This is a genomic window from Rhodoferax sp. GW821-FHT07G04 (assembly GCF_059418585.1).
Window position 1 is genome coordinate 25,262 of sequence record NZ_JBWKQD010000004.1, and the last position, 16,145, is coordinate 41,406.

Below are 16,145 nucleotides of genomic sequence, written 5' to 3' on the forward strand. Positions count from 1 at the left end.
TGCAGGTGCTACGTATTTTGTAGCTATATACGTAGATTTGACGAGGGCTAGAGGTCATTTTCAATCCGAATGCCCGATTTTCCAGTCGAACAAACCCAAAATGGGTTTTTTAGCCCAACATTTGCAGCCACGGATACACAATCGCCAGCAGCCCGGCAAAGTAGATGACGCCAAAGATCAGCCCAAACTTCCAGAAGTCGCTCTTGCCGATGTAACCGCTACCGTAGTACATGGGTGCCGGCCCGGTGGCGTAGGGGGAGATGACGCCCATCAGGCCCAGCGAGTAGCAGCACAGCAGCGTCAGGATGGGTAGCGACACACCAGGGATGCCAGCCCCCACCGCCAGCACCACCGGCAGCACGGCCGCGGCGTGGGACGTGATGCTGGAGAAGAAGTAGTGGATCCAGAAGAACAGGCTTACCAGCAGCACCAGCGCCAGCGTGGGCGACATGCCAGCCAAGGGCTTGGAGATGCCTTCGGCAATCCATTTGATGAAACCGATCTCGTTCAAGCCCGAAGCCAGGGTCAGCAGTGAAGTGAAATAGAAAAACACCTCCCAGGCATTCTTCTCGGCCACGATGTCGGCAAAGTCAATCACCTTGGTCACCAGCAGCAGCGATATCACGACCAGCACCACCATCGTGGCGTTGATGTAGTTGGCGCCCAGAAGGGGCAGCTTGATATTGGGGTTGGAGCCGGTGATCCAGAAAAACATCGCCAGCAGCACCAGGCCCGCCATGATCCATTCGTTGCGCGACAAGGGCCCCATGGTTTTCAGTTCCGAAGCGGCCCAGTTGACGACCTCAGGGCTCTCCTTGACGGTGGGCTTGCAGACCAGGTAGCTGAGCAAGGGCACCAGGAGCACCAGCAGCAGGCCCAGCGGCGCAAAACCGGTGACCCACTGCGACCAGCTGACATCGGCGCCCACCGTCTTCTTTGCGATGGACAGCGCCGCCGCATTGGGGGCCAACGCGGTCAGGAACAGGGAGCTGGTCACAGCAGTGGCGGCAAACGCCGTCCACATCACAAAGGTCCCTATCTTGCCGGCGGTAGGGCCGGGTTCGGAGCCATAGAGCTTAGGGATGTTGCTGATGATGGGGTAGACCGTGCCGCCACTGCGCGCGGTGTTGGATGGTGTAGCCGGCGCCAGCACCAGGTCGGCCAGCATGACCGCATAGCCTAGGCCCAGGGTCTTGCGCCCCATGCCGCGCACCAGCAGCAACGCCAGGCGCTTGCCCAGCCCGCTCTTGCGGTAGCCGATGGCAAACACAAAGGCGCCCACGATCAGCCATACCGTGCTCTCGGCGAAACCGCTCAGCGCCCAGCGCAGGGATTTGTTGGGGTCGGGCTCTACATAGCCCATGACGGCCGCAAAAGTCAGGCCCACCAGGCCCACGGCCCCCACGGGCATGGATTCGAGCACCAGGCCGGTGATCACCGCGGCGAAGACGGCAAAGTAGTGCCACTGGTTGGCGTTGAGGCCTGTGGGCGTGGGCCACAGGTAAATCACCAGCCACACAATGAGCGGCGCAATGGCCTTCCAGTTGATTTTCATGCTGTTGTCTTCCTCGGTTTGTTTTTGGGTGCAGCGCGGTGGGTTGGGCGCTCCAGCCGCACGATAGCCAGCCCACCTGCCAATTGGCTGTCAGCCGAGCCGCCGCGGGCCAAACCTAGGGAAAACACCGAGGCGGTTGGACGGTCAACCCGCCGGGGCGGCCGTCTTCTGCTGCTGTGGCGCCAGTTCGCGTAGCGCATCGGCCGCAATCCAGCGTGCCGGCTTGGAGCCCTGCTGCTGGATACGCAGCGCCGCCGCAATGGCCTCAGCGCGCAACGCGGCGTTGCGTTTGCCGATGCCGCGCAGCGCCCAGTTCACCGCCTTCTTCACAAAATTGCGCTCGTCGTGGGCGGCCGCCTCTACCAGCGCCAGGGCGGCGACGAAGCTGGTATCGCTGGCCTTCTTGTCGTGCACGGCCAGTGTGGCCAGCAGCGCAAAGGCGGCGCGGCGCACAAACTCGTCTTGCCGCGTAGCCCAGACCTCGACCTTGCGCCAAGCCAGCGGTGATTTGCAAAATGCGTTCAGGCAGGTCTGGTCGCAGACGTCCCAGGCCGCAAAGCCCTTGACCCAGGCGTCCATCTGGCGCGCCGTCAGCAGCGCCGGCTCAGCCACCATGCTGGCCACGATGCGGGCGTCTGGAATGCCGGTGTCCCACAAGGCCTGTGCCAGCGCATGGTCACGCCCCAGCGTACGGGCAATGCCCCGCATGGCCGGCACCGACAGGCCCAAGCGCCCGTCGCCGGTGATGCCAAAGCGGGCCATGCCTTCCAGCTCTTGTGGACGGGCATGGTCGTGGATCAGAGCAAGGGCGGCTTCCAGGCGGGTTGGGGTATTGGGCATCACTTTCACACTGGCATAATTTCGGCCACTACAGCGCACAGAATACCGTGGATTCTGCACGGCACACGGGCCGCCTCCAACCTCAGCGCGGACGATCGCATGGCCGACAAAATCATTCAGCACTTTTCTCGTTTCTTGCTCTACGTGGTGGTGACCACCATGCTGTTGAGCACCTTCTTGATGAACTGGAGCTTCCTGGACGGCACGAATTGGAACAGCCTGCGGGTTGCGCTGGACGGCACGGCCCACAAGCCGGTCGTCTTCAGGCGTTTGATGCCGGAAACGGTCAATGCCGTCCGCTCCGCGCTGCCGGCGACGGCCAAGCAGTTTCTCAGCGAAGCCATTGCGCCACAGTTTCATCGGTTTTACGTACAGCCACTGATCGCGCAGTACGAAAAGCTGGTGCCAGCCATGACCCAGCAGGCCCGCGTGGACTGGGAGGACCCGGAGTATCGCGTCGGTTACGTCTTGATGTACTACCTGTGCTGGGTCAGCTTGTTGCTCTCCCTGTACGTGCTACGCATGGTGGCATCGCATTTGGCGCAGGGTGCGAATGGTGCCGTCAGCGTGGTGCGGGAAAGCGCACCGGTGTTTGCGGTCATGTGCCTGCCGTTGAGCTTTCTGAATGGTGGCTATTTCTATGACTTCTCGGAGTTGCTGCTGCTGAGTCTGGCGCTCTATGCCTGCCTGTCCCAGCGCTTTGTGGTGTTGGTGGTTGTCTTGGTCTTGGCAGTCATCAACAAGGAGACTGCCTGGGTATATGCCGTCTTCTTGCTACCTATCTGGCACCAACAGTGGGGGACGAAGAAAACCGCAATCTGGTGTATTCCGCTGGTGTGTTCGCTGGCGCTGTTGTCGCAGGCCATCCAATTCCGGTATGCCGGCAACCAGGGCAGCGCCATTGGCCTGGCCCTGTTCGATAATTTGCAATTCTGGTCTACAACGGGCAACTGGTGGGCGGTGGGCGACCATATTGGCAGGGGCTTCTTCTTCCCCCGTCTGGCCTTGTTGCCCCTGCTGGCCCTGGGTTATGTCTATGGCTGGAAATACGCGCCCAGGCACATCGCTTTTGCAGCCTGCTTCGCCTTGCTGGGATCGTCCTTTCTGCTGCTGTTCATCGGCTTCCGGGACGAGTTGCGCAACCTGTCGTTGGCCTTTCCGCTTTTTTATGCGCTGGTTGTCAGTGCCTACCTTGAGAAGTCCCGGCGTGGCGTGGCAGTAGCCGCCACGCCAGCGCTTGCTCAATAGCCTTTGGCCAAGCCCGTATTGCGCCGCGGATCGTTGGCACCATAGAAGCGGTTGTTACCGACCGGCTTGCCCTCCAGTGATGGCGCACCCACCAGGATGGCAGCCAGGTGGTTGGCGGGTTGGGGGTTGCCCAGCTTGTGGCCCATGCCCTCCAGGAGCTTGCGGGTATCAGGGCTGATGCCGAAGGTGTCCACATTGGTCAGGTCGGGCAGCCATTGTTGGTGGAAGCGGGGAGCGTCCACAGCTTCTTGCACGTTCATGCCGTAGTCGATGATGTTGAGCAGCGTATGCGTGACGGCCGTGATGATGCGGCTGCCGCCGGGCGTACCCACCACGATGACGGGCTTGCCATCGCGGCTGACGATGGTGGGGCTCATGGAACTCAAAGGGCGTTTGCCGGGGGCAATGGCATTGGCCTCGCCCTGCACCAAGCCATACATATTGGGCACACCGACCTTGACCGTGAAGTCGTCCATCTCGTTGTTGAGCAGCACGCCGGTGCCCGCCGCCGTGACCTTGGCGCCAAACCAGTCGTTCAGCGTGTAGGTGACAGCCACCGCATTGCCGTCCTTGTCCACGATGGAGTAGTGTGTGGTGTTGCTGCCTTCATGGGGGGCCACGCCGGGCTTGATCTCTTGCGACACGCCGGCCTTGGCTGGGTCGATGGCGGAACGTACGCTGGCGGCATAGGCCTTGCTGAGCAGTCGGTCCAGCGGGTTCTTCACAAAGTCCGGGTCACCCAGGTAGCTGTTACGGTCCACATAGGCGTGGCGCATGGCTTCGATCTGGTAGTGCACGGCCTGGGCCGAGCGAAAGCCCAGTTCCTTCAACGGGTAGCCTTCGACGATGTTCAGTATTTCGCAGATGACGGCACCGCCGGAGCTGGGGGGCGGGGCGGATACGACGTGGTAACCCCGGTAATCGCATTCCACCGGTGCCATTTCACGCACGGTGTACTGGTCCAGGTCGGCCTGGGCCAAGATGCCCTTGCCAGCCGTGCTGGCGGTCACCAGCGCTTTGCCGACAGCGCCTTTGTAGAAGCCGTCTGTCCCGCGCTGGCTGATCTGGCGCAGGGTTTTGGCCAAGTCTTTCTGCACCAGTTTCTGGCCGGGGGCGAAGGGCTCACCTTTGTTCAGGAAGATGGCGGCTGAAGGCGCGTCTTTGCGGAAATCGTTGGTGGCGGTGCGCAGCATGTCTACATCGCCTTGTTCCAGCGCAAAGCCCTTGTCGGCCAGGGCAATGGCGGGCGCGATCAATGCGGCACGGCCCATGCTGCCGTACTTGGTGCGGGCCATCTCAAAGCCGGCCACCGAGCCGGGCACCCCCACGGCCAGGTAGCCATGGGTGCTCAGGCCCTTGACCACATTGCCATTGGCGTCCAGGTACATATTGGGTGTGGCGGCCAGCGGGGCTTTTTCGCGGAAATCCAGGAATGTCTTGCGGCCGTCGGCCAGTTGCAGTGTCATGAAGCCGCCGCCGCCCAGGTTGCCGGCCGCCGGGTAGACCACGGCCAGCGCATAACCCACGGCCACGGCTGCATCTACGGCATTGCCGCCTTTCTTGAGCACGTCGACACCGACCTGGGTGGCCAGGTGCTGGGCGCTGACCACCATGCCATGCTCGGCTGCCACGGGCGCGACCGAGGCTGCGTGCAGGCTGGTAGAGCAGCACAGGGCCACAGCGGCGCTGGCCCAGGCCAGTTTCAGTGAGGGGGCTTTCATCAACATCATTCTCATGGGTGTCTCCGGTTGAGGGTATGAAGGGGGCTATTGCAGGTCTTTGACCAGACGCTTGAATTCCGGTGCGTTTTCCAGCAGTGTTCGCCCCGCTTGTTCCAACGACTGTACTTGCTCGGGGGCCAGCTTGAAGGTGGTGGGGATGGCCATCATGGTCTTGCGCTCGGCGGGGTCGGCAATATCGCGCAGACTGGTTTCTATCAGGTAGAAGTCTGGCATGCCGTCATAAGGGCTATCGGCCGTACCCACCAGAGTACGGGCCTCTTCGCGCCAGTAGTGGAAGCTGGAGCGCAGCCAGGTCTGGGTTTCGAACGAGATGTTGTTCATCAACGCGTCCAGCACGCGCGATGCCATTTGGCGAATGCTGGGGGCCTCGCCGGATTGGTCTATACCCGATTCGGGCAACACCTCTGCGCTGACCACCAGGAACACCACCTTGCGCACGCCGCCCACGCCCATGCGCTTGAGCAGGGGCGCAAAGCCGCCGCGTGCCAGGCTGGACTCCAACGGTCCACGCAGGCCCAGGTTGTCAGAGATGCCACCGTCGATCAGGTGGACCCAAGGGCGGCCGGTCTCGGGGCTCGAGTCCAGGTAGGAGTCCACATCGGCAGCATGGCGCTGCGCCCGCAGCGACCAGCTCTGGTCTTGCGGCCCAGTCAATGCGGGCTGCACCCAGCTCGGGCGCTTATAGCCGCAGCGGCCGCCGTAGTTCTTCAGCACCACCGGTCCGAATACGATGGGCACTGCACTGGAAGCCGCCACGGCCCGTGCCAGCGGCAGCGTGGACAGATCGGTGCACAGCGGGTCGAACTGGTCCTGCGTGAATTGGAAATCGGCGCCCCTGTTCAGATCGGTGGCATGGATCACGACCAGGGGGCGGGTCTTGCGCGCTAGCAGGTCGGCAAAGGTTTTGTGGGCGAACAGGCGCCGCTCCAGAATGGCGCTGAGCAGATCCACGCGGTCATTGGTGGACCAGCCCATGACCTGGGTCATGCCGGTGACCGAGATATAGCGGTCCCATAGCTCGGTCTGGAAGTCGGCGTTCAAGAACTGCTCGGGGAAATCCTTGAAAAAAGCATCGCCATACAGGCCGTAATAGGCTGCCGCATAGCTACCGCCAGAGACGGAGTTGATGACGTCGATCTCGTCCAGCAAGCGGCGCGGCTTGCCGTTCCAGCGTATGGGTGTATCACGTAGCTTCGCCAGTACGCCATAGGCCAGCGCGGCCGAGCGTGTGCCACCGCCCGAGAATGCCACGACCATGAAGAGGCCGTCGCTATTGTCAGGCCCGGGTGCGAGGTTGGAGAAGCGATAACCGTATTTGGGATTGACGGAGTCCAGGGGTTTGGCCGGCTCGGGTGGCGGCACCAGCGAGGCGCAGCCACCCATCAACAACACCAGCCCAGCGGCAAGCAGCCGTTTCAGCACGTGCCAAAGCCCCTTTCAGTGCACTGCGCTTATGGCTTGCGTGCGGCCAAGGTCCAGTAGCGCACCAGTTCGGTCAGGCCTTCGGGGCCGGACACTGTGGCCAGGGTTTGCTGGGCCTTGTCGTTCTGGCCAGCCTGGATGTAGGCCACGCCCAGGCGCAGGCGTGCGTCTTCGGGACGCCGCGCGATGCCCTTGGCAATGCCCTTTTCCATCAGTTCCAGACCTTTGTCGAACTGCTGCATGCCAACCATGTTCAGGCCGATGTTGAACAAAGCCACGCCATCGGGCTTCTTCAGCGCAGCGGCCGTGTCGGCAGCCATGGTCTTCTTGTCCTGCTCGTTCTCCTGGACCAGCTTGGCGCGCAGCTTCTTGTGCGCATCGGCGCTGCCCAGTTGTCCAGCGGCTGCGCCCTGGTCGTAGGCGCGCAGGGCCTCGCCAGAGAATCCGGCCTTGGACGCAAAGTCGATGTACTCGGTGTAGTCCGTGGCTTCTTCGGGGGTGCCGGTATAGAACGCCAGGCGGAACACATCGAGCTGCAGGCGCGAGGCCAAATCCGAGCGCCCCCACAGGCGGTTGATCAACGAGCGCCAGTGGTCCTTGTTGGGGTAGTACTGCACCAGCAATTCCAGAGCGCGGGTGTAGCCGGCCGTGTCTTTGAGGTTGTTGCGGGCCTGCGCCAGGTTTTCCAGGTAGGCCTGGGGCGGCGCCTTCTTGGCCTGCTCGCTGGCAGCGATCTCTTCGTTGATCAACTCGCTGCCGCGCGCCAAGTTGCCGGCCAGCAGGTAGGCCTGCACGCGGGTGTCCTTGACAGCCTGGTCGGTGCCACCGGCTTTGATGTTGCGGTCCATCCAGGCGGCGGACTGGGCGTAATCCTTGACACGGTAGTAGGTGATGCCCACGGCCTGCATCAGTGGCAGGGTTTCTTCGGGTTTGAGCCAGGCGCCGGTGGCGTTGAGCTGCAGCACCTGCTCCAGCATCTTGCTGGCATTCGGGGCGTCGTCTTCGGCAATGGCCAGTGACAGGGCCACCCGGGAGGTGACGTATGTTTCATAAGGCGTCTTGTCGGCCAGCGCGTTGGCGAGCTGGAGCTTTTCCTTGACCTGCGGGAATTTCTTTTCGCCCATCAGGTTTTGCGCGTCCAGCAGCAGCGTACGCAGATCGGCTCGGATGCCGGGCACGGCCGGTGCAGACGACCCGGCAGCCGGTGCCGCCGCAGTCTGGGACCAAGCCATGGGCGCGGCGGCCAGCAGGCATGCCAACAGGGCGGAGAGGCGGATGGCCCGCACAGTGGATTGCTTCGTCATTGCAGCATCACTTTCCACCGGCGCACAGGGGGTGCTGGCTCATTGCCACCACCAGGTCGCGGGCCTTGTTGACCTCAGCGGCCGTTGCCACGGCGGCGATATTGGGTGCCACGCTGGTTACGTATTTGCCGGTGGCGTCGGCCAGTGATTTGAGCGCGGTGCAGCGGGTTGCCAAATGCTTCTTGGCCACAGCCATGTCGTTGCCATCGCGCATTTCGGCGGCTACCACGCCCAGGGCAACCACGCCATCGGCGGTCGCATCAACCAGACCGAGCTGGTGGGTCACCAGTTTGAGCATCTCCTTGTCATTGGGGGATGCGGTGCCTGTGCGCTTGGTCAGGTCGGTCAGGGCGGCTGCCAGGTCTTGCGACACCTTCAGAAATTCGGCGACGGATTTGCCGATAGCGGCCTTGTCTTTGTTTTGGGCCATGGCGGGCTGCACCAACAGGGAGGCGGCCAGCAGGGAGGCGGACAGAATACGGATCGTAGACATAAAAAGAGAGCCTTATGGGTTGAACGTGGGCGGAACTTTACACCGGTTCTGGCAGCCGTTCGCTGCACTGCGGCAAGTGCAATGTGTCGGTGTGTAAATCGAGCTGCGCGTAGCACAATGCAGGCAGAGACAATGATACGGATTCACCCCATGGCTTGGGCCTATGAACTTTGACATTCGGACCCTGTCGATCATCACAGCCGTCAGTTCGCTGGTGTTCGCGTTTTCGTCGATCGTGGTTGCGCGTTTGGTGCCCAAGGAGCGGCATCTGAGGGATTGGGCGTTGGGCTCCGGCCTGGCCGCGCTGAGCACGCTGCTGGTGGGCCTGCGGGGGACCATTCCTGATGTAGTGTCCGCAGCCGTGGCCAATACCCTGCTGACGGTGGGAATGACATTCATGTATATGGGTTCCCGCGGTATGGTGCGCCTGCCAAAGCCCCGGCGCGGCATCTGGCTGCTCAGTGTGTTTGCCTTCGCCGCGCTGACCTGGTTTACCGTGGTGCAAGCCAATTTGTTGGCACGCATTCTGATCGTGTCGGCCGTGCTGACACCACTGTTGGCCCTGACGGGGTTTGAATTCTGGCGCCATGACCGCCATACCGGGCCATCACCTTTGCGTATCGCCAACCGCATCACGAGCCTGATTTACTTTGCCGGCGTGGGCCTGTTTGTGGGGCGCGTTTTTCCCGCCATAGAAAACGCTGGCGCTACCTCATACTTGCAGTCGCCCAGTGCGCTCTTTGTGGCGCCGTATTTTTGGGCGATTCTGTTCAATGTGTGGCTGTCCATCATGGTGACGCTGACGGTCAGTGCGCGCCTGCAAAATGACTTGGCCCAGGCCCGCGACATGGCCGAGGCCAATAGCCTGGCCAAGAGCCAGTTTTTGGCCAATATGAGCCATGAAATCCGTACACCGATGAATGCCATCTTGGGCATGCTGTCCCTGCTGCAGAACACAGATCTGACGAACCGCCAGCAGGACTACACCAGCAAAACCGAGGGGGCGGCCCGGTCGCTGCTGGGCCTGCTCAATGACATCCTGGATTTCTCCAAGGTCGATGCCGGCAAGATGTCCATGGATCCGCAGCCGTTTAGCCTCGAGCGCTTGCTGCGGGATTTGTCTGTGGTGCTGTCCGCCAACGTCGGCACCAAGAACATGGCCGTGTTGTTTGATGTGGAGGCGCAGGTACCACCCATGCTGGTGGGCGACGCTCTGCGCCTGCACCAAGTCTTGGTCAACCTGGGCGGCAATGCCGTCAAATTCACGACCCAGGGGCAGGTCGTGCTGTCCATCCGCTTGCGCAAGCTGCAGGAGCGCATCGCCACGTTGGAGTTCGCGGTGCAGGACTCCGGCATCGGTATTGCCCCCGAAAACCAGGGCCATATCTTCTCCGGCTTTTCGCAGGCTGAGGCCTCGACGACGCGGCGCTATGGCGGTAGTGGTCTGGGCTTGGCCATCAGCCAGCGACTGGTCGAAGCCATGGGCGGCAAGTTACAACTGCACAGCGTGCTGGGGCAAGGCAGCCGTTTTAGCTTTGTGCTGGACTTGCCGGTGGCGCTGGGTGCTGCGGAAGGGGCGGGTTGCCAATTGGTCCCGCCAGTCGGATCGCCCCGCACGGTGCTGGTGGTGGATAGCCACGCGCTGGCGGCCGAAAACCTGGCCGGTATGACGCGCGCCTGGGCCTGGCCGACGCAGATCGCCACCAGTGGCGAGCAGGCATTGGAGCTGATACGCAGCCAAGGGCAGGCTGGTGGCTTTCCATTTCAGGTGGTCTTGCTGGACTGGCGCTTGCCCGGCATGGATGGATGGGAGACGCTGGCCCAGATTCGTCTGCTCAGCGAAAGTCTGGGTGGCAACCCACCCTTGGTGGTGATGGTTGCGTCGTACAACCGTACGGCCCTGTCCCAACGCCCCTCGCAAGAGCAGGACATGCTCGACGGTTTTTTGGCCAGGCCCGTTACGGCCTCCATGCTGCATGGGGCGGCCTTGCACACGAATACGGCCGGCACCGGTCTGCGCAAGCCGGGCCGTTCAGGCAGGCCCCGCCGTTTGCAGGGGCTACGCCTGCTGGTGGTGGAGGACAACCTGATCAACCAGCAGGTCGCGCAGGAGTTGTTGCGGACCGAGGGCGCCCAGGTGTCGTTGGCCGCAAACGGGCAATTGGGTGTGGATGCCGTGGCTGCGGCGAACCCGCCGTTTGATGCCGTGTTGATGGACATTCAGATGCCGGTACTGGACGGCTATGGCGCGACCCAACTGATACGCCAGCAACTGGGCTTGACCGAGCTGCCCATCATCGCAATGACCGCCAATGCCATGCCATCGGACCGCGAGGCCTGTCTGGCTGCGGGCATGAACGATCATATTGGGAAGCCTTTTGATTTGACACAGTTGGTGGCGCTATTGACCCGCTACATCCCCACCGCGCAGGCAAACCACGGCTGAGCCCAACGCCGCCTAGCGTGGGCTTTTTCGGTGCATTTTGTCGCCGGGGCGACATGGATTCCCAAACCGGGGCGAATCGGTCTATATTGACCGAGATTGAGCAGATAGTCGCCCCATAATTGGGCTGGTCTGCCCGACTTCAGGGCGTTTTATTGGGGAAATTTGCACCATGAATTTGTCAAATACCAAGATCAGCGTCAAGTTGAGTGGCGCGTTTTTGCTCATGGTGTTGCTGACGGGTGTCATAGGCCTGTTTGCCCTGGTTCAACTGGCCCGTATCAACGCCAGTACCGAAGAGATGGCTAGCAACTGGCTGCCAAGCATCCGCTATGCAGGCGAGATTCAAGGTTTGCTCAACGACCTGCGTCAGGCTGAAACCCAGCATGCCATGGCAGTCACCGCCGAAGAGAAAAAGGTCGAGGCCGATCGCATCAATGCCGACAAAGCCAAGCTCAGCGAGGTCGGCAAGAAATTTGAAGTCCTGATGGACACCGCAGAAGAAAAGCAGATCTGGGAAAAGTACGGCAAGGAGCTGACCGCCTACTACGCTGTCAGCACCAAGCTGCTGACCATGTCCGACATCGGACCGGCCGAAGCCCTGGCCACCACCGAATTGCTGAACGGCGAGTCGCGCACGGCATTTCGCAGCCTGTTCAAGAACATCGAGTTCATGAACACGCACAATGCGCAGGGTGCCGACGTGGCCCATGACGGTGCCAAGGCGACCTATGCCAGTTCCAAGTGGAGTGTGGTGGTGATGCTCTTCGTCACAGTCGCCCTGGCTGCCGTCATGGCGGTGTGGATCATCCGGCTCATTACCAAGCCCATTGAGTTTGCCGTGGGTGCCGCCAAGGAGTTTGCCAGTGGCAACCTGACCCATGCACTGCACCCCCGCGGCAGTGACGAGCCCGCCCAGTTGCTGCACGCGCTGGAGTCCATGCGCTTGGCGCTGGCCAAGGTGGTGACCAATGTGCGCCAGGGCTCTGAAGGGGTGGCTACCGCCAGTTCGGAGATCGCCCAGGGCAACCACGACCTGTCATCCCGCACCGAGCAACAGGCCAGCGCACTGGAGCAAACCGCATCTTCAATGGAAGAATTGGGTTCTACCGTGCGCCAAAACGCAGACAACGCCCGCCAAGCCAACCAGTTGGCCATGAATGCGTCCAACGTAGCCATCAAGGGGGGCGACGTCGTGGCCGAGGTGGTTGAGACCATGAAGGGTATCAACGAGTCCAGCCGCAAGATATCGGACATCATCAGCGTCATTGATGGCATTGCCTTCCAGACCAATATCCTGGCCTTGAATGCTGCGGTGGAAGCCGCGCGGGCCGGCGAGCAGGGCCGCGGCTTTGCCGTGGTGGCCAGCGAAGTGCGGTCCTTGGCGGGCCGTTCGGCCGAGGCCGCCAAAGAGATCAAGAGCCTGATCGGTGCCAGCGTGGAGCGCGTAGAGCGTGGCACGACGCTGGTAGACCAGGCCGGCGTCACGATGACCGAGGTGGTCAGCAGCATCCAGCGGGTGACTGACATTGTCGGTGAGATCAGTGCGGCCAGCAACGAGCAGGCGCTGGGTGTGTCGCAAGTGGGCGAAGCCGTTACACACATGGATCAGGCCACGCAACAAAACGCGGCCTTGGTGGAGCAAATGGCCGCAGCCGCCAGCGGGCTGAAGTCCCAAGCCCAGGACTTGGTGCATGTGGTGGCCGCCTTCCGGCTCAGCGAAGCAGACATGGGCCACACGCAGCCCGCCTTTGCTTCGGTCCGCTCTGCTGCGGCCAGCCCCGCACTCCAGGGCGCCGAGCGCCGTGCGATTGGCGCAGCAGGCACTGGCGCAGCGCGCAAGCCCTTCAAGGCAACGGCATCCAAGGCCCCCGCCACCGGGCCATCCACCGTGGCATCCGCATTGCCCAAGCCTGCTGCTACAGTGCGGGCCAAGACAACGCCCGCGGGTGGCGACGACGATTGGGAATCCTTCTGAAAAACAGCAAAGCTTCTGGACTCGCCGCCTTGGGCGGCCTTGTCTATTCAACCGAGAGTGGGCGCATGTGCCCCGATTGCCGCCAGCCGGTGGCGCAATGCATTTGCAAGCAGCCGGTGGCGCCCACGGGTGACGGCATTGTGCGGGTTTCGCGTGAGACCAAGGGCCGTGGCGGCAAGGCGGTCATGCTGGTCAAGGGCGTACTCTTGGATGCGGTGGCTTTGGCGGACTTGGGTAAACAGCTCAAGGCGGCCTGCGGCACCGGAGGCACCGTCAAGGACGGGGTCATTGAGATTCAGGGCGATCACATCGAGCGTGTGATGCAGATACTGAAGACGCAGGGCTATACGGTCAAACGCGCCGGCGGTTAAGGTCCGCTCTGGTAGCGGGTACGATTCGTGCTCCGTAGCCCGACATTTTGTTTTTTCTGATGGACAGCACCGCTTCTGCATCCGTAGCCCTGTACTGGGATTTTGAAAACCTGCACGCAGCTTTGTGCGAGGCCCGTTTGGAGGGCTCGTATGGCAAGCAGGACAACCGCTTCAAGGTGCAAGAGCCGCTGGTAAGTGTTCAGGCCATCGTTGCATTGGCGGCCTCGCTAGGCCCCCTTGCCATCAACCGTGCCTACTGCAACTGGCAATATTTTGGCCGCTACCGCGATGCGCTGTTGCAGCACGCTATCGAGCTGATCCAACTGTTTCCGCCAGGGGGCGGGGCCAAGAATGGCTCCGACATTCGGTTGAGCCTGGATGCCATGGAAGACCTCGGACGCTTCGGCCACATTGGCACGGTCGTCGTGGTGAGTGGCGACAGCGACTTCATGCCATTGGCGCAGAAAATCAAGGCCAGCGGTCGCCGTATCGTCGGCCTGGGCGCACGCAGCACCACCAATACCCACTGGGCCAGCAGTTGCCATGGGTTTCACTACTATGAAGATTTGCTGGGAGCAACACCCCTATGCTGACATTCAATGCAGACGAAGTGACCCATGGCATCCAATTGGCCGTGGCCCCGGTGTTTTTGTTGACCGCGGTATCAGGCATGATCGGCGCCATTGCCGGCCGACTGGCCCGCATCATTGACCGTGCTCGCTTGGTGGAGGACCGTGCCCGCGAGTCCGATGACGCCGAATACCTGCAACGCGCCTTCAAGGAACTCGCCGAGCTGCGCTTGCGCGGCCGTCTGGCCAATGGTGGCATTGCCTTGCTAACCTTTTGCTCGTTCTTGATTGGCCTCACCATCATTGTGCTGTTTGTCGGCGAGACAACCGGCTTTCAGATCAGCCGCTGGGCCGTGGGCGGCTTCCTGTCCGGCGTAGTGAGCTTTTTGCTGGCCTTGCTGTGCTTCCTGGCCGAGACCTTGATCGCCACCCGGCTGCTGAATTTCCACCTGCCGGGCAAGGGTTAGTCAGTCCCGCATTGCAGCCGCCGTCAGCGCGTAAGAGTGCTTGCGCGCGGTGTGGTCAAACATCTGCGATGTGATCATCAGTTCATCGGCACCGGTGCGGGCAATGAAATCCTGTAGGCCTTTGCGTATGGTTGCGGCCGAGCCAATCGTGGTGCACGACAGCACACTGCGCAGCAAAGCCTGTTCAGCAGGTCCTAGCTGGTCTGCGTAGCCGGGTTTGGGCGGTGGCAGGCGGGCGGGGCGGCCGCTGCGCAGGTTGACGAAGGCCTGCTGCATGGAGGTAGCCAGTATCTGGGCCTCTTCGTCGGTATCGGCCGCAAACACATTGAAGCCCAGCATGACATGGGGCCTGGCCAACTGGGCCGAGGGCTGGAACCGGGCGCGGTACACGGCGATGGCGTCCATCATCTGCGCCGGTGCAAAGTGCGAGGCAAAGGCATAGGGCAGGCCCATGTGGGCCGCCAGTTGGGCGCCAAACAGACTGGAGCCCAGTATCCACACTGGCACCTTCAAGCCGGCGCCGGGTACCGCGCGGACTTTTTGTTGGGGCTGGTCCGACATGAAGTCCATCAACTCAGCCACATCCTGCGGAAACTCGTCGGCGTCCGAACTGAGGTTGCGCCGCAAGGCGCGGGCCGTCATCTGGTCGGAGCCCGGCGCACGGCCCAGGCCCAGGTCGATACGACCGGGGTACAGCGACTCCAGCGTGCCAAACTGCTCCGCAATGACCAGCGGCGAGTGGTTGGGCAGCATGATGCCGCCGGCGCCTACACGGATGCTGGAGGTGCCACCGGCAACATGGCCTATCAGTACCGCAGTCGCCGCGCTGGCAATGCCTGGCATGCCATGGTGTTCGGCCAGCCAGTAGCGATTGAAGCCCAGGCGCTCCGCATGCTGGGCTAAATCCAGCGTATTGCGAAACGATTGCGCGGCATTGCTGCCTTCGGTGATGGGAGAGAGGTCGAGTACGGAAAACGGGATCATCGGGGTATTGTGCTGCGGCACCGGTTTGGCCAAGAGCCGCTGCGCGTATGTCCCCAGCACGGTCGGAGAATAGGGCCACACGGCCCACCCGACTTGCGAGTTGAGGTAGGGGTTAGCTCAGCTTCAGCGCCTGGAACACCCGAAACGCCGCATAGGCATCGTTGGCGGCATAGACCAGTTGGGCCTCGGTGAGCCGTGGGTTGGCCCAATTGGAGGTGGCGGCCTTCTTGGATTTGAGAAAACGTCGATTGAACAATACCGCCACCGCACCTTTGACACCCATGTCTTTGCGATAGCCGCGCTCACGGAAGATGGTATTGAGCTCCACCACCCCACCGGGCTCAACGCCCAGTTTGGCAATGATGCGTTTACGGTCATCACCCAAGCCGAAGCCGGCTTTGACAATACCTGCGTCCGCCAGCAACTGCGCCACCATGGCACTGCACTGCGGGTCATGCAACTGGAAGACCCAGGCCTTGTCGGCGGTGGACAGTTGCACGATGTGCGGACCGTCGGACACCTGGTCCTTGAAGAAGGTGGGCTTGGATTCCGTGTCGAAGCCCAGCACCTCGGCAGATGCCAGTTCGTCGCAGGCGCGGCCGGCCTGCTCGGCTGTGGCCACCAGCACAATGCGGTTCAGGCCGAGGCGCTCAAAGGGCTCCAGGAGTGCAATTTCTTCCTTACTGGGGGTTGGGTGGGTGGTGTGCATAGGGGAGCAGCATAATCCCT

14 protein-coding genes are annotated in these 16,145 nt (G+C 62.0%); 6 read left to right on the plus strand and 8 right to left on the minus strand.

Translation table 11 applies throughout. From position 1 onward, the window contains the following. Positions 1–109: 109 nt before the first annotated feature. Both AC07OO_RS19445 and AC07OO_RS19450 read right to left on the minus strand, forming a co-directional pair. Positions 110–1,555, minus strand: a complete 1,446-nt coding sequence (locus AC07OO_RS19445) for a DASS family sodium-coupled anion symporter (RefSeq protein WP_495083795.1) — start codon at positions 1,553–1,555, stop codon at positions 110–112. A gap of 144 nt (positions 1,556–1,699) precedes the next feature. Continuing rightward, positions 1,700–2,395 carry a DNA alkylation repair protein gene (locus AC07OO_RS19450; RefSeq protein ID WP_495083796.1) on the minus strand — a complete coding sequence of 232 codons (696 nt, stop codon included), beginning with the start codon at positions 2,393–2,395 and terminating at the stop codon, positions 1,700–1,702. Positions 2,396–2,494: 99 nt separating this feature from the next. Here AC07OO_RS19450 and AC07OO_RS19455 point away from each other — a divergent pair, with 99 nt between their 5' ends. Continuing rightward, positions 2,495–3,643, plus strand: a complete 1,149-nt coding sequence (locus AC07OO_RS19455; protein ID WP_495083797.1) for a hypothetical protein — start codon at positions 2,495–2,497, stop codon at positions 3,641–3,643. Here the strand turns inward: AC07OO_RS19455 and ggt are convergent. The 4 genes from ggt to AC07OO_RS19475 are packed head-to-tail and all read right to left on the minus strand — an operon-like array spanning position 3,637 to position 8,604. Continuing rightward, positions 3,637–5,364, minus strand: coding sequence for a gamma-glutamyltransferase (ggt, locus tag AC07OO_RS19460; RefSeq protein ID WP_495083798.1), 1,728 nt, complete (start codon positions 5,362–5,364; stop codon positions 3,637–3,639). The genes AC07OO_RS19455 and ggt overlap by 7 nt on opposite strands. A 45-nt stretch (positions 5,365–5,409) precedes the next feature. After that, positions 5,410–6,807, minus strand: a complete 1,398-nt coding sequence (locus tag AC07OO_RS19465) for a patatin-like phospholipase family protein (protein ID WP_495083799.1) — start codon at positions 6,805–6,807, stop codon at positions 5,410–5,412. A 29-nt stretch (positions 6,808–6,836) separates the two neighbouring features. Beyond that, complete coding sequence (locus tag AC07OO_RS19470) at positions 6,837–8,111, minus strand: tetratricopeptide repeat protein (RefSeq protein WP_495083800.1); 1,275 nt, start codon at positions 8,109–8,111, stop codon at positions 6,837–6,839. Between the two features lie 7 nt (positions 8,112–8,118). Beyond that, entirely contained in the window at positions 8,119–8,604 is a 486-nt protein-coding gene (locus AC07OO_RS19475; RefSeq protein ID WP_495083801.1) for a hypothetical protein, read from the minus strand. A 163-nt stretch (positions 8,605–8,767) separates the two neighbouring features. On the opposite strand from AC07OO_RS19475, the gene AC07OO_RS19480 reads away from it, so the two are divergent. The 5 genes from AC07OO_RS19480 to AC07OO_RS19500 all read left to right on the plus strand — a co-directional run bounded on the left by AC07OO_RS19480 (position 8,768) and on the right by AC07OO_RS19500 (position 14,432). Next, positions 8,768–11,050, plus strand: coding sequence for a response regulator (locus tag AC07OO_RS19480; RefSeq protein WP_495083802.1), 2,283 nt, complete (start codon positions 8,768–8,770; stop codon positions 11,048–11,050). A gap of 169 nt (positions 11,051–11,219) precedes the next feature. Continuing rightward, positions 11,220–13,025, plus strand: coding sequence for a methyl-accepting chemotaxis protein (locus AC07OO_RS19485; protein ID WP_495083803.1), 1,806 nt, complete (start codon positions 11,220–11,222; stop codon positions 13,023–13,025). After that, the gene (locus tag AC07OO_RS19490) at positions 13,022–13,396 is read left to right on the plus strand and encodes a translation initiation factor Sui1 (RefSeq protein WP_495084117.1); all 375 of its coding nucleotides are present in this window, start codon (positions 13,022–13,024) and stop codon (positions 13,394–13,396) included. Before AC07OO_RS19485 ends, AC07OO_RS19490 begins: the two co-directional genes overlap by 4 nt. Positions 13,397–13,455: 59 nt before the next feature. Further along, the gene (locus tag AC07OO_RS19495; RefSeq protein WP_495083804.1) at positions 13,456–13,989 is read left to right on the plus strand and encodes an NYN domain-containing protein; all 534 of its coding nucleotides are present in this window, start codon (positions 13,456–13,458) and stop codon (positions 13,987–13,989) included. Further along, the gene (locus AC07OO_RS19500; protein WP_495083805.1) at positions 13,983–14,432 is read left to right on the plus strand and encodes a DUF2721 domain-containing protein; all 450 of its coding nucleotides are present in this window, start codon (positions 13,983–13,985) and stop codon (positions 14,430–14,432) included. The genes AC07OO_RS19495 and AC07OO_RS19500 overlap by 7 nt, the downstream gene beginning before the upstream one ends. Here the strand turns inward: AC07OO_RS19500 and AC07OO_RS19505 are convergent, their stop codons facing one another. Then, positions 14,433–15,416, minus strand: coding sequence for an LLM class flavin-dependent oxidoreductase (locus AC07OO_RS19505; protein WP_495083806.1), 984 nt, complete (start codon positions 15,414–15,416; stop codon positions 14,433–14,435). 112 nt (positions 15,417–15,528) lie between these two features. After that, entirely contained in the window at positions 15,529–16,125 is a 597-nt protein-coding gene (locus AC07OO_RS19510; protein ID WP_495083807.1) for a 3'-5' exonuclease, read from the minus strand. Between the last annotated feature and the right edge of the window lie 20 nt (positions 16,126–16,145).